Source organism: Beduinella massiliensis, from assembly GCF_900199405.1.
Lineage (GTDB): Bacteria > Bacillota > Clostridia > Christensenellales > Aristaeellaceae > Beduinella > Beduinella massiliensis.
This window is the reverse complement of record NZ_LT963430.1, coordinates 1,535,793-1,554,456: the sequence shown is the minus strand read 5'-3', so window position 1 is coordinate 1,554,456 and position 18,664 is coordinate 1,535,793. Positions and strand designations below refer to the sequence as shown.

Here is an 18,664-nt window from a genome sequence, read left to right as displayed (position 1 = left end):
ATGGGCGAGAGCATCCCGTTTACTTTGAAATTACTTGCCTTCCTCGGCGTACATGGCCGTCATGGTCTCGGCCCAGTAGTCCAGCAGCTCCTGCGCGCTGATCTCGCCCGCCATCGCCTGCTGCACCATGGGATCGATCTCGTTGCTCAACACGCCGCTATATGAGGGCATATAGGTAGGGCAATCGTAGAACAGAGTATCCGGCGATGTGATGACCTCCGCAGCGGTCTGCATCCAGGGTTTATCCGGACTCTGAACGTAGCTGTCCTCGCTGGTCAGGAGTTCATTGACGCAGGGAACGAGGCCGATATTCTCCGTATAGATAGCGGCGCCCTCGCCTGCGCACAGGAAGTAAAGGAACTCCCACGCAGCCTCCTTGTCCTTCGCCGTCTCGTTGATAGCAAAACCATCCCAGCTCAGGCTCTGCATTACGCGGGTGCCTTCGACAGACTTGGGGAAGGGCAAAGCTGCGAACTTGGACAGATCGCCATTAAAGGCGTCATAGTGCGCGTCAGCCGAGCCCGTGTTGTGCTGAATGATCGCAGCTACGCCCGTTTGGAAGGCGCCGGCCAACTGACTCCAGCCAAAGTTGATATCTCCCTCGCCGCTGCACACATTGTACAGGGAAAGGTAGCGATCGACAAAATCCACATGCTTCGGGTCGTTGACAGTGCACACTCCCTCCTCCGTGAAGTAATGGGTGATGCCGGAATAGGAGTACATGAGCATCTCCAAATTGGTCGCCGCGCCCTTCCCTCCACGGAGAGCGATGCCGTACCGTCCGGCATCCTTCTCCGTGAGCGCTTCTACATCTGCAAAGAATTCATCCCACGTGACGGGCATGCTCAGGCCCATTTCTTCAAACCAGTCGCTGCGCGCCCACAGGCAAAAGAAGTTACAGCCCGACGGCAAATAATACAGGCGGCTGTTTTCCCGGTCATAGGCGCAGGCCGACTCGATCGCGCTGCTCAGAATCGCATCGTTTCCCTTCTGCGCGTACAGCTCGGTCAGGTCAGACACATAGCCGTTTTCAATATAGGTGGCGATGTTCTTCGAGGTAATGTTCAGGATATCCGGCGCAGTGCCAGCCTCGAAGGCCAGCATCAGCTTGTCGGAGGCATCCTCCGGCAGACCGGTAAAGTCAACCTTGATGTTCGGATGGCTGGCTTCAAAGGACGCGATAATCTTTTCCACCATCGCCATGCGGGCGTCGGTCATATCATCCAACCAGAACGTGACGGTCGCGGCGTCCTCCGCCAATGCAAAAGGCGAAAAACAGCTTAGCGTCAGGGCAAGCATTACCAAAAGGGCCGACAGTTTTTTCATAGGGATTCTCCTTTCATTTATCGATTTCCCTTTCACACGGGAAATCATGACGTCTTGAGAGGCGCTCATCCTTTAAGCGCGCCCGCGCTCATGCCGGACACAAGATAGCGCTGCACATAGCCGAACAGACACAGCGGCGGCAGCAGCGCGATGACAGCGCCCGCAGCCAGACCTGAATAGTTGATGGTGGTCTGCGTAATCATGTAGCGCAAGCCTACCGAAAGGGGAAACTTGCTGCCGCTGTTAAGAAAGGTATAGGGAAGCAAATACTCATTCCAGCAGTTGATGAATGCGAAGGAGATAACCGTTACGATCCCCGGAACGATGACCGGCATGATGACGTGAAACAGCGTCTGCATGCGGGTGCAGCCGTCGATCATGGCCGCTTCATCAATTTCCTTGGGAACGCCGCCGATAAATCCTTTCATCAGGAGCGTCTGAAAGGGGATGGCCGAAGCGATTTCCACCAGAATGACGGAAAGGAAGCTGTCCACCAGCCCCATATCCCGCATGAGCAGATAAAGCGGGGAGATGATGATAATGCGAGGCAGCATCTGCGTCATCAGCATGACCACCATAAACGCCTGCTTCCCCCGAAACTTAAACCGGCTGAGCGCGTACCCATTGAAGAGCACCAGCAGCGAGACGACGGCTACCGCGCTGAGGCTCATTACCAGGCTGTTGGCAAAGTATTGTGAAATACGTCCGCTAGCCCATGTATTCGCATAATTGCTAAAGGTAAAAGGATGCGGTAGAAGGGAGAAGCTTTCGCTGACGACATCGCTCGAATACTTAAACGACAGCGACAGCGTCCACAGCAGCGGAACCATTACAAAAGCCAAGAGAAGAAAAAGCGGAATCCAGCGCAGGATCAGGCGCTCCACCACATGCTTTGCCTTAGGAGACATCACGCTTCCTCCTTTCCAAAGGCGTTTGCCCGCAAGTAGATCACCGTAAATACGCTCAGCATCAGGAAGGAGAGCATCGCAAGCGCACTGCCGTAGCCATAGTTTCCTTCCACCACGGATTTGTTGTATATGTACAGCGCAAGCGTCGTCGTGCGCCCCAACGGTCCGCCGTTGGTCATCGTCATGATGAGGTCCACCGACTGGAATGCCCAAATACAGCGCATCAATGCGGCATAGACAACGGACTCGCGGATGAAGGGAAGCGTTATGCGAAACAGGGTGACGGCCCGGCTCGCCCCATCCACCTTTGCAGCTTCGTAAATATCCTCCGGAATGCTTTGCAGCGCCGCCAGGCAGGTAATCGCTAGAAAGGGAATCCCCCGCCACAGCTCCGCGATAACCACGGCGCCGAACGCGAGATGTTTGTCGCCCAAGTACGAGTGGGTGACAAAGCCACCGGAACTGAGAAGATTGTTGAGCAGCCCGAAATTGTCGTCATAGATCAACATCCACAGAATGCCGGTCAGCACACCCGAAATGGCCCACGGCGCGAAGCAAAGAGTGCGTGCGAAACCCTGTCCGCGAAACTTCTGGTTTAAAAGCAGGGCCGCCGTGAGGCCGATAATCACCTGCAGGCCGACTTCGACCACGACCCACTTGAGCGAGATCAGCAGCGAGCTCGTAAATTTAGCGTCGTTGGTAAAAATGCGCACGTAGTTTTCCAGACCCACAAAACCGTATTGCTTGGGCTTGGTGCGCTGATAATTCATAAAGCTGTTGGCCAGCGTCCTGCCCATTGGGTACAGCAGGAAGATCGTCAGGAACAAAAACGACGGCAGGATCAGCGCATAGGGAAGCACGCGCTCCCCTCTGAGCCTGCGAATACCGGCCGTTCTTTCTCTGCTTGCCACAAGCCTCACTCCCACCAAACAAAATTGCAATAGTTTTCCGGGACGCCCGCGCAGACAGGTAATGCATTCATCTCGTCATCATTGTACGACATCATACAATAATAATATACACTCCTTCTTTTCTTGTCAATAGTTTTTCAAGTTTTTTTGACGTTTTCGGACAAAAGTGACGTTTCCGCCTTGTTTTAGACTTTCGCTAATATAAAATAGGCGGATCCTCTCGATCCGCCTCAACCCATCAACAAAGTCTCATCTTATTATAAAAGAGGATGTATGAGGGGGAAGCTTCCCCTTCATTTGAAATCGTGTCGACCGGCTTTGCCGGTCGGGCGGGGCGTTTTCCGTAGTCAAATGCGCAGCATTTGCGGAGGAAAACATCTCCCGTGACATTCGTGCAAAATGTTTATTCGTTTTGCACGATGCCATCGACTTGGTCGATGGCCATAGACGGATCCTATCGATCCGTCTATGCATTAAAAGGATTTCCCCAAACAGGGTTACCCCTCTGCACCGATATGCGCGCTGATATCCTCAATCGCTCGAACCATATGATAATGCATCGCTTCCACGGCCTCGTCCTCGCTTTGATGGCGAAACGCTTCTATTATGCGTCTGTGCGGCCCCAGCGCGTTTGAATAATTCTTGTCGTCAAAAAACGAAGCGTAGCGGAAGCGGTTGAACGCTTTGATGATCTGACGCCCGAAGTTTACCAGCAACGCGTTCTCCGTCGCCTTGAAGATCAGCATATGAAACTGTTCGTCCAGGCGGATCATCTCTTGCTTATCGAGGGCCTCATTCGCACGGACAAGCGCATCATAATTGGTTTCCAGCTGATCCACCAGCTCAGGTCCAGACCGCCGCACCGCCATCCGCACAGCCAGCTCTTCCACGGGCATGCGAACCTCCATGACATCCTTAAAGCTGCCTGCGGAGAGGGCAGACCAGTAGTCCTCCGCCTCCGTCACGCGTGCAACGAAAGCGCCGCGTCCTGGAATCATCCGAACATAACCTTCCGTCGCCAGAACACGCAGCGCTTCACGCACCACCGTACGGCTCACATCGAGTGCCTGACAGAGCTGGCTTTCCGTGGAAAGCTTATCTCCCACCTTATATTCCCCGCTCAATATGGATTTGCGAATCGCACGGGTCGCTGATTCCGTCGTAGAAACCTTCTCTATTTTTTCCATAAGAGCTGTTCCGACTCCTTCCGTAGGAATTCGTTTGCCTCTTTTTTATTCTAGCTGTCAGAGGAGTTTTTGTCAATGCGCGTCCTAACCACGAAAACCGTGAGAGCAGACGCTTGACATTCAAAGCGCCCATGGTATAATAACGGTGCAATAGTTTTCCGGACAATCGAATAAAGCGCTTACGATAGGTGAGTATCGTCTGTTTTTGTTGCATGCATCATGTCAGCAAAGACAGATTTTTTGTATTTGGAGGTTTTTTTCGTGAGCGCAACCATGAAAGCCGTTGCCGCATTGGAACGCGGCCGTCTGGGCGTCGTCGAGGTGCCCCGGCCCATCCCCGGCGACTACGAATGTCTGACCCAAATCGCCTATTGCGGCATCTGCAACGGCACCGACCTCAAACTGCTAAACGATCGGGTCACCGATAAGCAAATCGCCTATCCTGCCATCCTTGGACACGAAAGCGTGGGACGTATCGTGTCCGTGGGAAAGCGCGTACGGTACTGGCGGGTCGGTGATCCTGTCGTCTCCCCTGTCGGTACCATCGACCCTTCAAGCGGCTTTTCCTGCACTTACGGTCAGATGGCCGAATACGGCATTACGCATGACATCCAAGCGATGATGGAAGACGGCGTGGCGCTCGGCGCACAGCCTCCTCTTCCCGACTACCGCGGGAAACGCATTCCGGACGGGATGCGCCTGCGTGATGCTGTGATGCTGCTTACCTTCAAGGAAAACTACAGCGCGCTTCAAAACTTCGGCTTCAAGCCTTGCATGAACGTGCTCGTTTGCGGAGACGGCCCTGTGGCCATGGGCATTGCGCGTATCGCGCGCGCGATGGGGGCGGCGGACATCGCCTGCGTAGGACATCACGACGACCGCCTCGAACATATTGCAGCCTGCGTACCTGATATCATCGCCGTCAATGCGTACAATCCGTCCGCACTTAAAGCGCTCGAAGGTCACAAGCTGGATATGATCGTAGACGCGGTAGGCGATCTAAACGCCGTAAGAGAACTGGCTCCCCTTCTGAAGCACGGCGGTCTGATCGGCCTGTACGGCGTTTTGAGCAAAGGGCGTGCAGACCTGAACCTCTTCGACCTGCCAAACGACGTTCGTCTCCACATTCTGAATTGGCCCTATGGAGAGCATCGCGTGCACGAGGAGGTCGTCGACCTGGTACGGCGCGATATCCTGGTGCCGTCCGATTATTATAGCCATGTAATTCCTATAGAAGACGTGCAAAGAGGATTTGACCTCGTTGCGGACCGAAAAGCCTTTAAAGTCATCCTGCAGATGCCTGGCACCCAGGAAGTGTGAAGGAGGCGGTCACATGAGTTTTTTGCAGCTACTCAAAGAGGATCGCAGCTATCGCGGCTATCTTCAAACGCCCCGTCCCAGCAGAGAACAGCTTTTCCAGTTGGTCGCGCTGACGCGTCTATGCCCCTCCAGCGGCAACGTACAGCCGCTGAAATATCGGCTGGTTCACGATCCCGACACGTGCAACCGCGTTCTTCCTCTGACGCGCTGGGGCGGCCGGATGCGTGAACCCCGCCTTCCTCGCGATGGCATGGCCCCGACAGCCTATATCGTCCTCTTGCACGACCTATCCATCGCCCCTAATTCAGCCGCTTTTCAGAAGGACGTGGGGATCGCCGCGCATACCCTACTGCTTGGGGCGGTGGAGCTGGGCTTCGGCGGCTGTATGATTGGCGCTTTTTCCGCCGCCAAGCTATCGGAGGCGCTCGCGTTGCCGTCCAAATGGCAGCCCATGCTGGTGGTGGCGCTCGGCACGCCGGCGGAGATCATCGAGCTCGAAGACGCGCCCCCTGGTTTCGTGGATCGGGATCACTGCTTTTACCGCGACGGCAACGACGTACACCACGTGTATAAACGTCCAATCAATGAAATCATCGTATGAGGAAGGAGGGCTTATCTCATGGCGGACTTATTTCCCAAAAAGCTTGGCTTTGGCCTTATGCGCCTACCGCTTCAATCAAACGGTTCCATTGACATGGGCCTCTTGTGTCAAATGGCAGATCGTTTTTTGGATGCGGGCTTTACCTACTTTGATACCGCCTACGTCTATCACGACGGAGCCTCTGAACGTGCGGTAAAGGCCGCCCTCGTGGATCGACACCCCCGCGATGCATTCACGCTGGCCACCAAGATGCCCCATAACTTTCTGACCTGTAAAGAAGACGTGGATGCCACCTTTGAAGAGCAGCTTGAGCGCACAGGCGCGGGTTACTTTGATTTTTACCTCATGCACGGCATCAATAACCGCAACTGGGAGCGCTACGAACGTTTTGGCTGCTGGGAGCATGCGCTGCGCATGAAGCGTCAAGGGCTTATCCGTTATCTGGGCTTCTCCTTTCACGGCACGCCCGAGCTTCTGGAACGCGTATTGTGCGAGCATCCGGAGGCGGAGTTCGTACAGCTTCAAATCAACTACGCCGATTGGGAAAGCCCCCGCATTTGCGCGCACGCCTGTTATGACATCGTCCGCAGTCACCATCTGCCCATCCTCGTCATGGAGCCCATCAAAGGCGGCATGCTCGCCAATCTCCCCCGTGGAGCGGCAAACATTCTGAGTACCGCATCGCCCCGGGCATCGCAGGCCTCTTGGGCCCTGCGCTACGCTGCCTGTCTTCCGGATATAGGCGTCGTGCTCTCCGGCATGAACTCCATCGATCAGCTCGAGGACAACATCGCCACCTTTCGCGCACTCCGGCCGCTCAACGAACGCGAACAGGCGGCGCTCGCCGGGGCAGCCACGGCCCTTCTCAGCGCGCCCACGGAACCGTGCACCGGCTGCCGATATTGTACAGCGGGCTGCCCCGCCGGACTGGAAATTCCCGCCCTGATCGGCGTGCTCAACAACTGCCGTCTCTTCCGCGATTCGCCCGGAATCCGGGATTATTGGGAAAACAACACCCAAAATGGTGCCCTGCCGAGCCGATGCTTCACCTGCGGCCAATGCGAAACGGCCTGTCCGCAGCACTTACCCATCGTTTCCCTGCTGAAAGAACTGTCCCGTTTATATTGACGACAGGAAGGAGCAAGAACATGAAGTCTTATCCGTATGGCGTATGGCCCGTAATGCTGACCCCCTTTACCGATAAAGGGGAAATCGACGAAGATGGGCTTTACGCGCTGGTCGACTGGTACATTCAAAAGGGCGTGGACGGCCTGTTCGCGTCCTGTCAATCCAGCGAGATTTTTCATATGACCTTTGAGGAACGCATGCGCATTGCGAAAATCACGGTGAACGCTGCACATGGCCGTGTGCCGGTGATCGGTTCGGGCTTTACAGATTACCGCGAAGCGGAACAAGTGCGCGATATCTACGCCATGCGGGATACCGGCGTGGAAGCGGTGATCCTGCTGACGAATCGCCTGGCGAGCGAGGGGGAAGACGACGATATGCTGCTGCGGCGTCTTTACAGCCTGCTCGAACAAGTGGACGACGACATTCCGCTGGGACTGTACGAATGCCCGTTTCCCTACAAGCGCCTGCTGTCGCCGCGCGTCATCCGTGAAATTGCCGCTACCGGACGGTTCCACTTTCTTAAGGACACCAGCCTGAACGCGCCTCAAATTCGCGAAAAGCTCGCGGTCATCCAAAACACGCCGCTCAAGCTGTACAACGCTCACATCGCCACGCTTCTGGAATCGCTGCGGGATGGGGCTTATGGCTTCTCCGGCATCATGGCGAACTTCCACCCGGAAGTCTACGTCTGGCTCACCCGCAACGTTCAACATCCCAATGCCGAGAAGGTGCAGCATGTTCTTACCGCCGCTTCCTTGCTGGAGCACGAGCTCTACCCCACGAACGCCAAGTACTTCCTCAGGGAGATCGCGAAGCTCCCCATTACGATTCGCTGCCGTACACAGGACGACCGTCTTTTATCCCCCCACTTCATGGAAGAAACCCGGCAGGTCGCAGCGCTGGTGAGCGAGGCATGCACGGCCCTGTGTAAATAATTTAAAGGGATCGGGAGGAAACTGGTTGTAGGAGTACAATACATATTGGACAGTAGAAGAAAAAAAGGATGAAGGATATGGCCTCATCGGTTATAGTTGGAGTTGCGGACAACAACTATACGAGAGGGGACCACATCCTTCATGAGCAAGAGTATAACACAGGTCATGGCATATCGGCAATCCCTGATGAAGTATGCGGAGAAATACGGCGTGAGCCGGGCCAGCCGGAAATACAACAAGAGCCGGTCGTATATCTACTTCTGGAAAGCTCGCTGGGATGGGAGCATGGCCTCCCTAGCCTGCCAGTCCCGGCGTCCCCACAGTCATCCCAACCAGCATACCGAAGCAGAGCTGAAGCTAATCCGGGATATGCGCCGCAGAGATCCCAAACTAGGTATGGTGGAACTGTGGCACCGCTTACGTCGGCGGGGGTATACCCGCCGCCCGGAGAGCCTCTTCCGCGTGATGCGGAAACTAGGGTTATTCCCACAAGTAGAGAAGAAGCCGGCTTATAGGCCCAAGCCTTATGAGCAGATGACCTATCCTGGACAGCGCGTTCAGGTGGATGTGAAGGTGGTGCCCCGCCGCTGTATCGCGGACCCGGAGCTGCGCCTGTTTCAGTACACTGCCATGGATGAGTTTACCCGACTGCGCTTCCTGGCCGCCTACCCTGAGCAGTCCACCTATTCTTCCGCTGACTTTCTCAAAAGGCTGTTCAAGTGGTATGCCCGCCGGGGTATCCGGGTAGAGTGTGTCCAGACCGACAACGGCTTTGAATTCACCAACCGCTTTTCCAACAGCAAACGCAATCAGGTGACTCTGTTTGAGAAAACGGCTGCTGATCTGGGAATCCGGCATAAGCTCATAAAACCATACACACCTCGCCACAACGGTAAGGTTGAACGCAGTCACAGAGAAGACCAAAAGCTATTCTACAATACCCATTCTTTCTTCTCGCTCGATGACTTTGGTGGGCAGCTAGCTGCCCACCAAGCTCGCACCAACAACAGACCGATGCGCCCTCTCCTTTGGGTTTCGCCTAGAGAGTTCCTTCTTGCTTTCACTGTCCAAGATGTTTGACAAACCTACATCAAAGGGATCGGGAGGAAACCGGTATGAAAAAACCCCGTATTCTCGTCGTCGGCAGCCTCGTCATGGATATGATCTTCCGCGCAAAGCGCTTTGTCGCGCCGGGTGAAACGATCCTGGGCTACGACTTTACCACCGCCTCCGGCGGCAAGGGCGCAAACCAGGCCGTGCAGGCGGCGCGCCTCGGTGCGGACGTGACCCTGGTGGGCAAGATAGGCAGCGACGCCAATGGACAAACCATGACCGCCTCCCTGCGCGAGGCAGGCGTACATGCCAAGAAGGTTATCGTCACGGACACTTGCGCCTCCGGCGTGAGCAACATTCAGATTCAGACGGATGAGCACGGCACGCAAAACCGCATCCTCGTCGTTCCCGGCGCCAATCACAGTTTTCTTCCAAGGGACGTCGCCTTTCTCGAAGAGGAGATCGTCGGATTCGACATGGTGGTTTTGCAGCTCGAAATCCCTATGGTAATCAATGAGCTCGTGGCTCGTTACGCCAGCGCAAAAGGGGTTCCGATTCTGCTGAACCCCGCGCCCTCGGACGGTCTCAGCGACGATCTTTTAGCCCGGCTGGACTACATCATCCCCAACGAACACGAGGCAGAGGACCTCACGGGCATTCGCCCGCGGGACGAACGATCGGCGCGAGCCGCCGCCGACGCGCTTCTCCAGCGCGGCGTAAAGAACGTAATCATTACCCTGGGCGAAGCGGGGGCATTTTACTGCGACGGGAAGCGCTCTTTTTTGTGCCCGGCGATTTCCTGCCCCAGACCGGCCGACCCGACCGCGGCCGGTGACAGCTTCATCGGCGCCTTTTCTACGGCGACCTGCGCGGGCATGGACACGGCAGACGCGATGACCTTCGCCAACCAAGCGGCTTCCATCTCCGTATCTCGCATGGGTGCGCAGCCCAGCCTTCCCGCGCTTCGCGAGGTCAACGCGGCGCTCGCAGCGGCGGGCCGCAAAACGCTTGTTTACTGAAACGACTAAGAACATCGGGCGATTCAAAAAGCAAGGCCGGATCGGAAGGATCCGCCTTGCTTTTTGTTCGGATTCGCTCTGCAAAATAAAAAACTCAGACATTGCATCAACATCTGAGTCCCTTGCTGGAGGCGCCATCCAGACTCGAACTGGAGAATAAAGCTTTTGCAGAGCTTTGCCTTACCACTTGGCTATGGCGCCGGATTGGAGCGGTAGACGAGATTCGAACTCGCGACATCCACCTTGGCAAGGTGGCACTCTACCACTGAGCTACTACCGCACGAAGTGGTGCCTTGGGGCGGAATCGAACCACCGACACGTAGATTTTCAGTCTACTGCTCTACCGACTGAGCTACCAAGGCAAATGGCGACGCGGAAGGGGCTCGAACCCTCGACCTCCAGCGTGACAGGCTGGCATTCTAACCAACTGAACTACCGCGCCATGAAATGGTGGGAACAACAGGGCTCGAACCTGTGACCCTCTGCTTGTAAGGCAGATGCTCTCCCAGCTGAGCTATGCTCCCGAAGTGAGATACCGCGTATCGAGCGCTTCGTTTGCATCGCTCGCGGCGACGTGTTATATAATACACCATTTTCCGCCGCTTGTCAATCAATTTTGCGAATTTTCTTCCAACCTTTTTACCTTTATACCCTGCCGAAGCTTTGGCTTCGGCAGGGCATGCATTCAACGGCGCGAAGCGAGCTCCGTCCAGATTTCGTCCAACGTAATCCCTCTTTGCGCGAGCAGCACGAGCAGGTGATAGAGCAGGTCAGACGCCTCGTAGCATGTCTCGTCCTTGTCGTTCTTGATCGCGGCGATCACCGTCTCCGTCGCCTCTTCTCCAACCTTTTTAGCAATCTTTTCGACGCCCTTGTCTAGCAGATAATTGGTATAGCTGCCCTCCTTGGGATTCGCCATGCGGTCGAGCACGACGTTGTAAACCTCCTGAAGGACCTTTGCGCCGGGGTTGGCTTCCGTTTCCTGCGGTGCGAGCAGCGCATTTTGAAAACAGGAATACGCGCCCGTGTGGCAGGCCGCACCCGTCTGTACGACCTTGAGCAGCAGCGTGTCCCCGTCGCAGTCGTAGAGGATCTCGCGCACGCGCTGCACGTGGCCGCTCGTCTCGCCCTTCTTCCAGAGGGTTTTCCTGCTGCGGCTGTAGTATGTCGCGTATCCCGTATCGATCGTGCGGCGAAGCGACTCCTCGTTCATGTACGCGAGCATCAGCACCGCGCCCGTCTTCGCGTCCTGCGCCACCGCGGGCACGAGGCCGTGTTCGTCAAACTTGATTGCGCTAAGTTCCATCCTTCAATCCTCCTCATAGCCAAGTGCCTGCGCGAGCGTAAACGCGCCGCTGTAGAGCGCCTTGCCCGTGATGACGCCCGCGCACCCCGCCTCTTTCAGCGCCCCGATGTCCGCCAGGCTGCTCACGCCGCCCGAACCGATCACCCGAAGGCCGCTCTCGCGCACCATCCGCGCCGTCTGTTCGATACTGGGGCCCTGCATCATACCGTCCTTAGAGATATCGGTATAGACGACCGTTTCGACGCCCGCATCGCGCACGCGGCGCGCGAGCTCCAGCGCCGGAACGTCCGAGCGCTCCGTCCACCCGCGCACCGCCACAAAGCCGTCCCTGGCGTCGATGCCGACGGCGACGCGCCCTGGATACGCCCGGCAGGCCTCTTTGACGAGCCGCGGGTTTTCAACCGCCGCCGTGCCCAGAATCACGCGCGACACGCCCACGCGCTCGAGCCTGTCCTCCACGTCCGCCATCGTGCGGATGCCGCCGCCCAGCTGCACGGGAACACTCTGCTCCTGCGCGATGCGCGCGATGACTTCCCGGTTCTTGCCTTGTCCGCTAAAGGCCCCGTCCAGGTCGACGAGGTGAATCCATCTCGCCCCTGCCTGCGCCCAGCGCCGCGCCACCTCGCACGGATCGCCGTAATCCGTGACGTCCTCCGCGCGCCCCTGCAAGAGACGCACGCACCGTCCGTCCTTCATGTCTATAGCTGGATAGATAATCATCGAATCTCCCTCACAGTACGCCTTTTGTAGACGGCACACCCCTCACGCGCGGGTCGAGCGACGACGCGTCCATCAGCGCCCGTCCAAACGCCTTAAACAGCGCCTCGATCTTGTGGTGATCGTTCTGCCCGTAAGGCACCCGCATGTGCAGCGTCAGCCCCGCGCCGACCGCGACCGCGCGGAAGAACTCCTGCGCGAGCTGCGTGTCCATCGCCCCCACCATGGGGGCCGAAAACTGCGCGTCAAACACGAGGAACGGCCTGCCTGAAACGTCCAGCGCGACGAACGCCAACGCCTCGTCCATGGGCACACAGGCGTGCCCCAGGCGCGTGATGCCGCGCTTATCGCCGAGCGACTGCGCGATCGCCTGGCCCAGACAGATGCCGACGTCCTCCACCGTATGGTGCGCGTCCACGTCCAGATCGCCCGCGCAGGTCAACTCCATGTCGAAGAGGCCAAAGCGGCAAAACGCCGAGAGCATGTGCTCAAAAAAACCGATTCCACAGCGCACGTCCGCCCGTCCCTCGCCGTCCAGCGAAAAAGAGAGGCGAATGTCCGTCTCGTTCGTCTTTCTTTCGATTTCTGCTTTGCGCATGACCCGCCTCACTTTCCGAAGCGGACGGCCACGGCGTTTGCGTGCGCGTCCAGCCCCTCCGCGCGCGCCAGACGGACGACGTCGTCCGACACCGCCGAAAGCGCCTCGCGGCTGTAGTAAACCAGCGAGGATTTCTTGGTGAAGTCCTCGACGTTGAGCGGAGAAAAGAACCGCGCCGTGCCCGACGTGGGCAGCACGTGGTTCGGGCCTGCAAAGTAATCGCCCAGCGGCTCCGGCGCATAGTGACCCAGGAAGACCGCACCCGCGTTGTGAATTTCACCCAGCAGCTCGAAGGGCTGCGCGACGGAAAGCTCCAGATGCTCCGGGGCGACGAGGTTCGCAACCTCCGCCGCTTGATGCAGGTTCTCGCAGGCGACGATGGTACCGTAGTGCGCGAGCGACTGATCCACGATCTCCCGGCGGGGAAGCAACGCGGTCTGGCGCTCGATCTCCGCCGCCACGCGCGCGGCCATTTCCCGCGAATCGGTCACGACGACCGCCGCCGCGAGCGGATCGTGCTCCGCCTGCGAAAGCATGTCCGCCGCGACGTACACCGGGTTAGCGCTCTCATCCGCAATCACCAGCACCTCGGAGGGACCGGCGACCATGTCGATGCCGCAGTGGCCGAACACCTCGCGCTTGGCATTGGCGACGTAGATGTTGCCGGGGCCCACGATCTTGTCTACCCTTGGAATCGTCTCCGTGCCGAACGCCAGCGCGGCGACGGCCTGCGCGCCGCCAACCTTGTAAATCTTATCCACGCCCGCGATGTCCGCCGCGACCAGCGTCAGCGGGTAGGAGACGTTGCCGTCCGCGCCGGGGGGCGTCACCATGACAATCTCCTTCACCCCCGCCACGCGTGCGGGCAGCACGTTCATCAGCACGCTGGAGGGATAGGCCGCCGTGCCTCCCGGTACGTAGACGCCCACGCGCTCCAGCGGCCGTACCATCTGCCCCAGAGCGATGCCGTCCTCGAAGTCGATCCACGTGCGCTGGCGCTGCTTTTCGTGAAAGGCCGTGATGCGCTTCGCCGCTTCGCGCATGGAGCCGATCCATTCCTCGCCGGCCGCGCGGTAGGCGGCGCGAATTTCATCCTCCGTCACGCGAACGGTCTTTTCGCTCAGCTTCGCCTTGTCAAAGCGCTCGGTGTACTCGAAGAGCGCCGCGTCTCCCCGTTCCTGCACGTCGCGCACGATTTGCTTGACGCGCCCTGTAATCTCCTCGTCCGTGAGCTGTGAACGCGAAAGCAGGCGTTCCTTCAGTGCCTCTTTATCGCCGTACTGCAAAATCGGAATCATGCTCTTTCAGCCTCCCTGCGTCTTATGAGCTCCTGCGCCACGGAATCGATCAGCCAGCGGATGCGTTCGCCCTTCGTCTTGAGCGAGACGCAGTTGACGACCATGCGGGCGCTGACGTCCTGAACGACCGTCTCCTGAATTTCCAGGCCGTTCGCGCGCAGCGTGCCGCCGCTTTCGACGACGTCCAAAATGACGTCCGAGAGGCCCACCAGCGGCCCCAGCTCGACCGAGCCGTTCAGCTTGATGATTTCGATGGTCTGCCCCTTCGCGCCGTAATACTCGCGCGCGATGTTGGGATACTTCGTCGCCACGCGGAAGTTCGCGTCCGTCACCGCGCGCCGCTTGCCCTCCGGAAAGCCCGCGATGCACAGCCTGCACCTGCCAAAGCCCAGGTCGAGGAGCTCGTACAGCGGCCGGTTTTCCTCCATCAGGGTATCCTTGCCCGCCACGCCGATGTCCGCCACGCCGTGATCGACGTACGTCGGCACGTCGCTGGGCTTGACCAGGATGAAGCGAAAGCGGCCCGTGGGCTCGGAAAAGACCAGCTTTCGCCCGGGGCTTCGTACCTGCGCGCAGTCTATACCGACCGCTTCCAGGAGCTCCATCGTCTGTTCCGCCAATCGTCCCTTGGCGAGCGCTATGGTTACGGGTTCCATGCCTGTGCCCCCTCCTTCCAAACATCGTGCGCCCCGCGCCCATCCACATAGACGGCACGCCGCGCCCTCTTTTGAGCAGCCAGCGCCGAGAGCTCCTCCGCGCCACGCTGATAGCACAGCTCCACCGAACGCCCCTCGCCGCGAAGCTGCGTCGCAAGCAGCAGCGCCTGTGCACGCGCCCCCGGCGCAAAGGCCAGCAACACGTCGCTCACGGGGGGATCAAACGGCTCCCCCTGACGCTCCAAAGCGATCAGCAGTTGCTTGATGTCCAGCGCAAACCCCACCGCAGGCATCGGGCGCTCAAAACCCGCCGCGAGCAGGTCGTACCTGCCGCCGGAGAGCAGCGGCTGACCGAGCTGCGAGGTGATGCCGCGCAGGATCATGCCCGTGTAGTAATCGATGGCGTGCACCATGCCAAGGTCGATGGAGACGTATTGCAAAAGACCGTAGTCGGAAAGCACGCTGAGCACGTCGCGCAGATTCTGCAGTGCACGCTGGCACAGCGGCGCCGCGGACATGGCCTGCGCCGCATCCAGCACCTCCGGCCCGCCGTACAGCTGCGGCAAACGCATGATGCGCCGCTTAACCTCGTCGCTCACCGGTTTAGAGCCGAGCGTCAGCTCGATGGCGAGCATGTTCTTTTCCTCGACATAGCCGCGCAGCTGCTCGATCTCGTCCTCGTGCAGCCCCGCCTCCTCCATCAGTCCCTTGAAAAAGCCCACCTGGCCGATGTCGATTTGAAACGACCGCAGCCCCGCGCTCAGCAGCGAACGCACCGCCAGGGCGATGACCTCCGCGTCCGCCTCGGCGGAGGACTCCCCCATCAGCTCCACACCCGCCTGCGTCGCCTGCGAAAAGCGCGGGTTGGCGCGCGCGGGGTACTTGAGCGCGTCCTGCACATAACAGAGCCTGAGCGGGAGCGGCGCACCCTGCATGCGCGTTACGGCCATGCGCATCACGGGTGTGGTGTTGTCCGGCCTGACAGCCAGGATGCGTCCGTTTTTATCAAACGTCTTGTACATCTGTTCCGGCGCGATGCCGCTGACGCCGCCCGCGAACACGTCGCAGTATTCGAGCGCCGGGGTCTGCACCTCGGCAAAGCCGCTTCTTTCAAAGAGCGCGCGAAGCGCGCCCTCCACCTTTCGTTTTTGTCTGCACTCGCCGGGCAGGGTGTCCTGCATGCCCTCGGGGATCTGCTTGCTCAATCGGTTCATGCTGCCTCCGACAATATACTTCACCAAATTAAAGTGATGATGCTGTACATTATAGCACTGCATCATTGCTTGTCAAGCTTTTCTTCATTATACGGCTTGCTGCGGCCCCCATGCAAGGGGAAAACGGCACATTGCGCCAGGAAATCAGATTCTCATTTTTTTGAAGAATTTGAAGCGCTCGCCTGTCGTGAATTGTCAGTTTGCAAAAGGCGCTTTGAGATCACAATAGCTTTGAAAACGAACGGGAGGTGAAAACAGCATGGCAAGCAACAACGGATCTTCGAACAAGGTCAACGTTCCGGAGGCGCGCGAGGCGCTCAACAACATGAAGTTTGAGATCGCTCGCGAACTGGGCGTCAACCTCAAGCAGGGCTACAACGGCGATCTGACCTCGCGTGAGAATGGCTACGTCGGCGGTTACATGGTGAAGCGCCTGATCGAGCAGGCGGAACGTCAGATGGCGGGCCGCTAAAGCGTAGTATCGACAAAAAAGTGGAGGAAGAAAACGATGTATAACAACCAGAACACCCAGAATATGCCCAACGTCGGCGCGGGCGCCGGCACGAACAACAGCGGCTCTTCCAACTCCAACCGTACCGTCGTGCCGGAAGCCAAGCAGGCGCTGAACACGATGAAGTATGAGATCGCCAACGAGCTGGGCATCAACCTCAAGCAGGGCTACAACGGCGATCTGCCTTCCCGTCAGGCCGGCTACATCGGCGGCTACATGGTCAAGAAAATGATCGAGCAGCAGGAGCGCCAGATGAGCGGCAAGTAATCGCTTGCATATAAAAGCGTGCATCCCGAAAAACCGGGATGCACGTTTTTCATGTGATGAGCTTTGCGGAACGAATCGTCTTTTCCACCCGCGTTTCTACATAGCGGCGAAGGAGCGGGAGCGTCTTTTCGGGCATTGCAATTTCGCTGTCCAGCATGGCAAGGCCCAGTTTCATCGTCCCCTGCAAGAAGATCAGCGTCTCGCGCGAGATGCGCTGCGCGGCGCCCGTTTCCATCACAGGTCTTCCCTGAGCGCAGGAAACGCACAGCACGCCGCCCGCGCCGTGATCGAAATAAGCCTCTTTGCCCGGCTCCGGCAGGGGGACGCCGCACCGAAGGCAGCTTCCAAGCCTCGGCCTGTAGCCGAGCAGCGACGCATATCCGCACAGGAAGATCGACGTCAAACGATCCGCAGGCGCCTTGCCGTACGCCAGATGCGCTAAAGAGCGCAGCAGCAACAGAAAGAGCCGCTCGGCCTCCTGACCCGGCTGGATCGCCGCATCGCACAGCTCTGTGATGTAAAGCCCGTGCGTAAGCCGCTCGTAATCGCCGCGCAGGGGATAAAAGCTGTCCTGCACCGCACAGGAGACCACGGTGCAGCGGTCGTTTTTCTGATAGAGCACGTACTCGCCCGCGCAGAGCAGCTCTGATGCCGCGAGCAGCGGGCTCTTTTGCCTGCGGCATCCGCGGCAGAGCGCTTCCACGCGCCCCAGCACCGGCGAAAACAACGTGAGCATGCGATCGTTTTCACGGTAATCCGCATGGCGCACGACGACCGCATGGATGGTAAAGTTACCCATTTCTTATTCGTAGCCCAGGGTACGCAGGTCATCCTTGCGGTTGCGCCAATCCTCCCGCACCTTGACCCACAGCTTGAGCGAAACCTTCGTATCCAGCAGCCGCTCGATGTCCAAGCGCGCCTGCGTTCCGATGGTCTTCAGCATCGCGCCCTGCTTGCCGATAATAATGCCCTTATGCGACGCCTTTTCGCAGTAGATCGTCGCCTGAATCTCCGTCAGAGTGTCCGACAGGCGGGTCATCGCCATCATCTCCACGCCGATGCCGTGCGGAACCTCCTCGCGCAGGTTCCGAAGCGCCTTTTCGCGGATGATCTCCGCGCACAGCACGCGTTCCGGCTGGTCGGTCACCATGTCGCCGGGAAAATAGCGCGGGCCCTCGGGCAGAAAACCGCGCAGCACGCGCGTAAGCTCCTCCAGCCCCTTGCCCGTCTGCGCGCTTAACGGTACCACCGCGTCGTAGCCGCAGTCGTTGAAGGAGGCGAGCACGCTCATGAGCTTCTCCTCCGCCACCATGTCCGTCTTGTTGACGACGAGCACCTTAGGCACCCGTTCCTTCTTCATCGTCTCCACGATCTCTCGGTCATTGGGCCCGACCTCGGAGGCATCCACCATCACGATCAGCGCATCGATCCCGTCGGTCGCGTCCTTCGCGGCCTTCACCATGTACTCCCCCAGGCGCGTACGCGGCTTGTGCAGGCCGGGCGTGTCCAAAAAGACGATCTGCCAGTCGTCATGCGACACGACGCCCATGATGCGGTTGCGCGTCGTCTGGGGGCGGTTGGAGACGATGGCGACCTTCTCGCCGATCATCTTGTTCATCAGCGTCGATTTGCCCACGTTCGGGCGGCCCAGGATGGCCACGAAGCCCGAGTGAAAGGGCGTTTTCTTTTCCGGCATACGTATCTCC

General features: G+C 58.4%; 20 protein-coding genes and 5 tRNA genes. 8 read left to right on the top strand and 17 right to left on the bottom strand.

Annotated features, from left to right (window positions below):
• Positions 1–30: 30 nt before the first annotated feature.
• The 4 genes from C1725_RS07710 to C1725_RS07695 form a co-directional block, all read right to left on the bottom strand.
• Positions 31–1,326 carry an ABC transporter substrate-binding protein gene (locus C1725_RS07710; protein WP_346026457.1) on the bottom strand — a complete coding sequence of 432 codons (1,296 nt, stop codon included), beginning with the start codon at positions 1,324–1,326 and terminating at the stop codon, positions 31–33.
• A 65-nt stretch (positions 1,327–1,391) separates the two neighbouring features.
• Positions 1,392–2,234, bottom strand: a complete 843-nt coding sequence (locus tag C1725_RS07705; protein ID WP_102411050.1) for an ABC transporter permease subunit — start codon at positions 2,232–2,234, stop codon at positions 1,392–1,394.
• On the bottom strand, positions 2,234–3,145 hold the full coding sequence (locus C1725_RS07700; RefSeq protein ID WP_146009185.1) for an ABC transporter permease subunit: 912 nt from the start codon (positions 3,143–3,145) through the stop codon (positions 2,234–2,236). Before C1725_RS07700 ends, C1725_RS07705 begins: the two co-directional genes overlap by 1 nt.
• Before the next feature lie 497 nt (positions 3,146–3,642).
• Entirely contained in the window at positions 3,643–4,332 is a 690-nt protein-coding gene (locus tag C1725_RS07695; protein ID WP_102411048.1) for an FCD domain-containing protein, read from the bottom strand.
• Positions 4,333–4,593: 261 nt separating this feature from the next.
• Between C1725_RS07695 and C1725_RS07690 the strand changes: the two genes are divergently transcribed.
• From C1725_RS07690 to rbsK, 6 genes are all read left to right on the top strand, one after another.
• The gene (locus tag C1725_RS07690; protein WP_346026456.1) at positions 4,594–5,652 is read left to right on the top strand and encodes a zinc-dependent alcohol dehydrogenase; all 1,059 of its coding nucleotides are present in this window, start codon (positions 4,594–4,596) and stop codon (positions 5,650–5,652) included.
• Between the two features lie 13 nt (positions 5,653–5,665).
• Positions 5,666–6,253: a nitroreductase family protein gene (locus C1725_RS07685; protein WP_102411046.1), complete on the top strand. Its 588-nt coding sequence runs from the start codon at positions 5,666–5,668 to the stop codon at positions 6,251–6,253.
• 18 nt (positions 6,254–6,271) lie between these two features.
• The gene (locus C1725_RS07680; protein ID WP_102411045.1) at positions 6,272–7,381 is read left to right on the top strand and encodes an aldo/keto reductase; all 1,110 of its coding nucleotides are present in this window, start codon (positions 6,272–6,274) and stop codon (positions 7,379–7,381) included.
• Positions 7,382–7,401: 20 nt separating this feature from the next.
• Entirely contained in the window at positions 7,402–8,319 is a 918-nt protein-coding gene (locus C1725_RS07675; RefSeq protein ID WP_102411044.1) for a dihydrodipicolinate synthase family protein, read from the top strand.
• 141 nt (positions 8,320–8,460) lie between these two features.
• Positions 8,461–9,399, top strand: coding sequence for a DDE-type integrase/transposase/recombinase (locus tag C1725_RS07670; RefSeq protein WP_102411043.1), 939 nt, complete (start codon positions 8,461–8,463; stop codon positions 9,397–9,399).
• Between the two features lie 35 nt (positions 9,400–9,434).
• The gene (gene rbsK / locus C1725_RS07665; RefSeq protein ID WP_102411042.1) at positions 9,435–10,391 is read left to right on the top strand and encodes a ribokinase; all 957 of its coding nucleotides are present in this window, start codon (positions 9,435–9,437) and stop codon (positions 10,389–10,391) included.
• A gap of 126 nt (positions 10,392–10,517) precedes the next feature.
• Here the strand turns inward: rbsK and C1725_RS07660 are convergent.
• The 11 genes from C1725_RS07660 to hisZ form a co-directional block, all read right to left on the bottom strand.
• Positions 10,518–10,592, bottom strand: a tRNA-Cys gene (locus tag C1725_RS07660).
• A gap of 4 nt (positions 10,593–10,596) precedes the next feature.
• Positions 10,597–10,671, bottom strand: a tRNA-Gly gene (locus C1725_RS07655).
• A gap of 6 nt (positions 10,672–10,677) precedes the next feature.
• Positions 10,678–10,753: transfer RNA gene (locus C1725_RS07650), tRNA-Phe, on the bottom strand.
• A gap of 3 nt (positions 10,754–10,756) precedes the next feature.
• Positions 10,757–10,833, bottom strand: a tRNA-Asp gene (locus tag C1725_RS07645).
• Positions 10,834–10,839: 6 nt separating this feature from the next.
• Positions 10,840–10,915: transfer RNA gene (locus tag C1725_RS07640), tRNA-Val, on the bottom strand.
• A 161-nt stretch (positions 10,916–11,076) separates the two neighbouring features.
• Positions 11,077–11,697 carry a bifunctional phosphoribosyl-AMP cyclohydrolase/phosphoribosyl-ATP diphosphatase HisIE gene (hisIE, locus tag C1725_RS07635; protein ID WP_102411041.1) on the bottom strand — a complete coding sequence of 207 codons (621 nt, stop codon included), beginning with the start codon at positions 11,695–11,697 and terminating at the stop codon, positions 11,077–11,079.
• 3 nt (positions 11,698–11,700) lie between these two features.
• Positions 11,701–12,417 (bottom strand): 1-(5-phosphoribosyl)-5-[(5-phosphoribosylamino)methylideneamino]imidazole-4-carboxamide isomerase, encoded by a 717-nt coding sequence (gene hisA / locus C1725_RS07630; RefSeq protein WP_102411040.1) that lies wholly within the window; start codon positions 12,415–12,417, stop codon positions 11,701–11,703.
• Between the two features lie 10 nt (positions 12,418–12,427).
• Positions 12,428–13,012: an imidazoleglycerol-phosphate dehydratase HisB gene (gene hisB / locus C1725_RS07625; protein WP_102411039.1), complete on the bottom strand. Its 585-nt coding sequence runs from the start codon at positions 13,010–13,012 to the stop codon at positions 12,428–12,430.
• A gap of 8 nt (positions 13,013–13,020) precedes the next feature.
• Positions 13,021–14,310, bottom strand: a complete 1,290-nt coding sequence (gene hisD / locus C1725_RS07620) for a histidinol dehydrogenase (protein WP_102411038.1) — start codon at positions 14,308–14,310, stop codon at positions 13,021–13,023.
• Positions 14,307–14,966: an ATP phosphoribosyltransferase gene (gene hisG, locus C1725_RS07615; RefSeq protein WP_102411037.1), complete on the bottom strand. Its 660-nt coding sequence runs from the start codon at positions 14,964–14,966 to the stop codon at positions 14,307–14,309. The genes hisD and hisG overlap by 4 nt, the downstream gene beginning before the upstream one ends.
• Positions 14,954–16,180: an ATP phosphoribosyltransferase regulatory subunit gene (hisZ, locus tag C1725_RS07610; RefSeq protein WP_346026455.1), complete on the bottom strand. Its 1,227-nt coding sequence runs from the start codon at positions 16,178–16,180 to the stop codon at positions 14,954–14,956. The genes hisG and hisZ overlap by 13 nt, the downstream gene beginning before the upstream one ends.
• A 259-nt stretch (positions 16,181–16,439) precedes the next feature.
• On the opposite strand from hisZ, the gene C1725_RS07605 reads away from it, so the two are divergent.
• Together C1725_RS07605 and C1725_RS07600 are read left to right on the top strand one after the other, a co-directional pair.
• Entirely contained in the window at positions 16,440–16,652 is a 213-nt protein-coding gene (locus C1725_RS07605; protein ID WP_102411035.1) for a small, acid-soluble spore protein, alpha/beta type, read from the top strand.
• Between the two features lie 36 nt (positions 16,653–16,688).
• Positions 16,689–16,958 (top strand): alpha/beta-type small acid-soluble spore protein, encoded by a 270-nt coding sequence (locus tag C1725_RS07600; RefSeq protein WP_428829576.1) that lies wholly within the window; start codon positions 16,689–16,691, stop codon positions 16,956–16,958.
• Positions 16,959–17,007: 49 nt separating this feature from the next.
• Here C1725_RS07600 and recO read toward each other — a convergent pair whose 3' ends face one another.
• Positions 17,008–17,757: a DNA repair protein RecO gene (gene recO, locus C1725_RS07595; RefSeq protein ID WP_102411034.1), complete on the bottom strand. Its 750-nt coding sequence runs from the start codon at positions 17,755–17,757 to the stop codon at positions 17,008–17,010.
• A gap of 3 nt (positions 17,758–17,760) precedes the next feature.
• A complete protein-coding gene (era, locus tag C1725_RS07590) occupies positions 17,761–18,654 on the bottom strand; it encodes a GTPase Era (protein WP_102411033.1) in 894 nt (297 codons plus the stop codon).
• Positions 18,655–18,664: the final 10 nt, after the last annotated feature.

Coding starts and splice junctions, on each gene's coding strand:
- C1725_RS07710 (WP_346026457.1), bottom strand. CDS start 1,326: ATGAAAAAACTGTCGGCCCTTTTGGTAATGCTTGCCCTGACGCTAAGC.
- C1725_RS07705 (WP_102411050.1), bottom strand. CDS start 2,234: ATGTCTCCTAAGGCAAAGCATGTGGTGGAGCGCCTGATCCTGCGCTGG.
- C1725_RS07695 (WP_102411048.1), bottom strand. CDS start 4,332: ATGGAAAAAATAGAGAAGGTTTCTACGACGGAATCAGCGACCCGTGCG.
- C1725_RS07685 (WP_102411046.1), top strand. CDS start 5,666: ATGAGTTTTTTGCAGCTACTCAAAGAGGATCGCAGCTATCGCGGCTAT.
- C1725_RS07680 (WP_102411045.1), top strand. CDS start 6,272: ATGGCGGACTTATTTCCCAAAAAGCTTGGCTTTGGCCTTATGCGCCTA.
- C1725_RS07675 (WP_102411044.1), top strand. CDS start 7,402: ATGAAGTCTTATCCGTATGGCGTATGGCCCGTAATGCTGACCCCCTTT.
- C1725_RS07670 (WP_102411043.1), top strand. CDS start 8,461: ATGAGCAAGAGTATAACACAGGTCATGGCATATCGGCAATCCCTGATG.
- rbsK (WP_102411042.1), top strand. CDS start 9,435: ATGAAAAAACCCCGTATTCTCGTCGTCGGCAGCCTCGTCATGGATATG.
- hisIE (WP_102411041.1), bottom strand. CDS start 11,697: ATGGAACTTAGCGCAATCAAGTTTGACGAACACGGCCTCGTGCCCGCG.
- hisA (WP_102411040.1), bottom strand. CDS start 12,417: ATGATTATCTATCCAGCTATAGACATGAAGGACGGACGGTGCGTGCGT.
- hisB (WP_102411039.1), bottom strand. CDS start 13,012: ATGCGCAAAGCAGAAATCGAAAGAAAGACGAACGAGACGGACATTCGC.
- hisD (WP_102411038.1), bottom strand. CDS start 14,310: ATGATTCCGATTTTGCAGTACGGCGATAAAGAGGCACTGAAGGAACGC.
- hisG (WP_102411037.1), bottom strand. CDS start 14,966: ATGGAACCCGTAACCATAGCGCTCGCCAAGGGACGATTGGCGGAACAG.
- hisZ (WP_346026455.1), bottom strand. CDS start 16,180: ATGAACCGATTGAGCAAGCAGATCCCCGAGGGCATGCAGGACACCCTG.
- C1725_RS07605 (WP_102411035.1), top strand. CDS start 16,440: ATGGCAAGCAACAACGGATCTTCGAACAAGGTCAACGTTCCGGAGGCG.
- C1725_RS07600 (WP_428829576.1), top strand. CDS start 16,689: ATGTATAACAACCAGAACACCCAGAATATGCCCAACGTCGGCGCGGGC.
- recO (WP_102411034.1), bottom strand. CDS start 17,757: ATGGGTAACTTTACCATCCATGCGGTCGTCGTGCGCCATGCGGATTAC.
- era (WP_102411033.1), bottom strand. CDS start 18,654: ATGCCGGAAAAGAAAACGCCCTTTCACTCGGGCTTCGTGGCCATCCTG.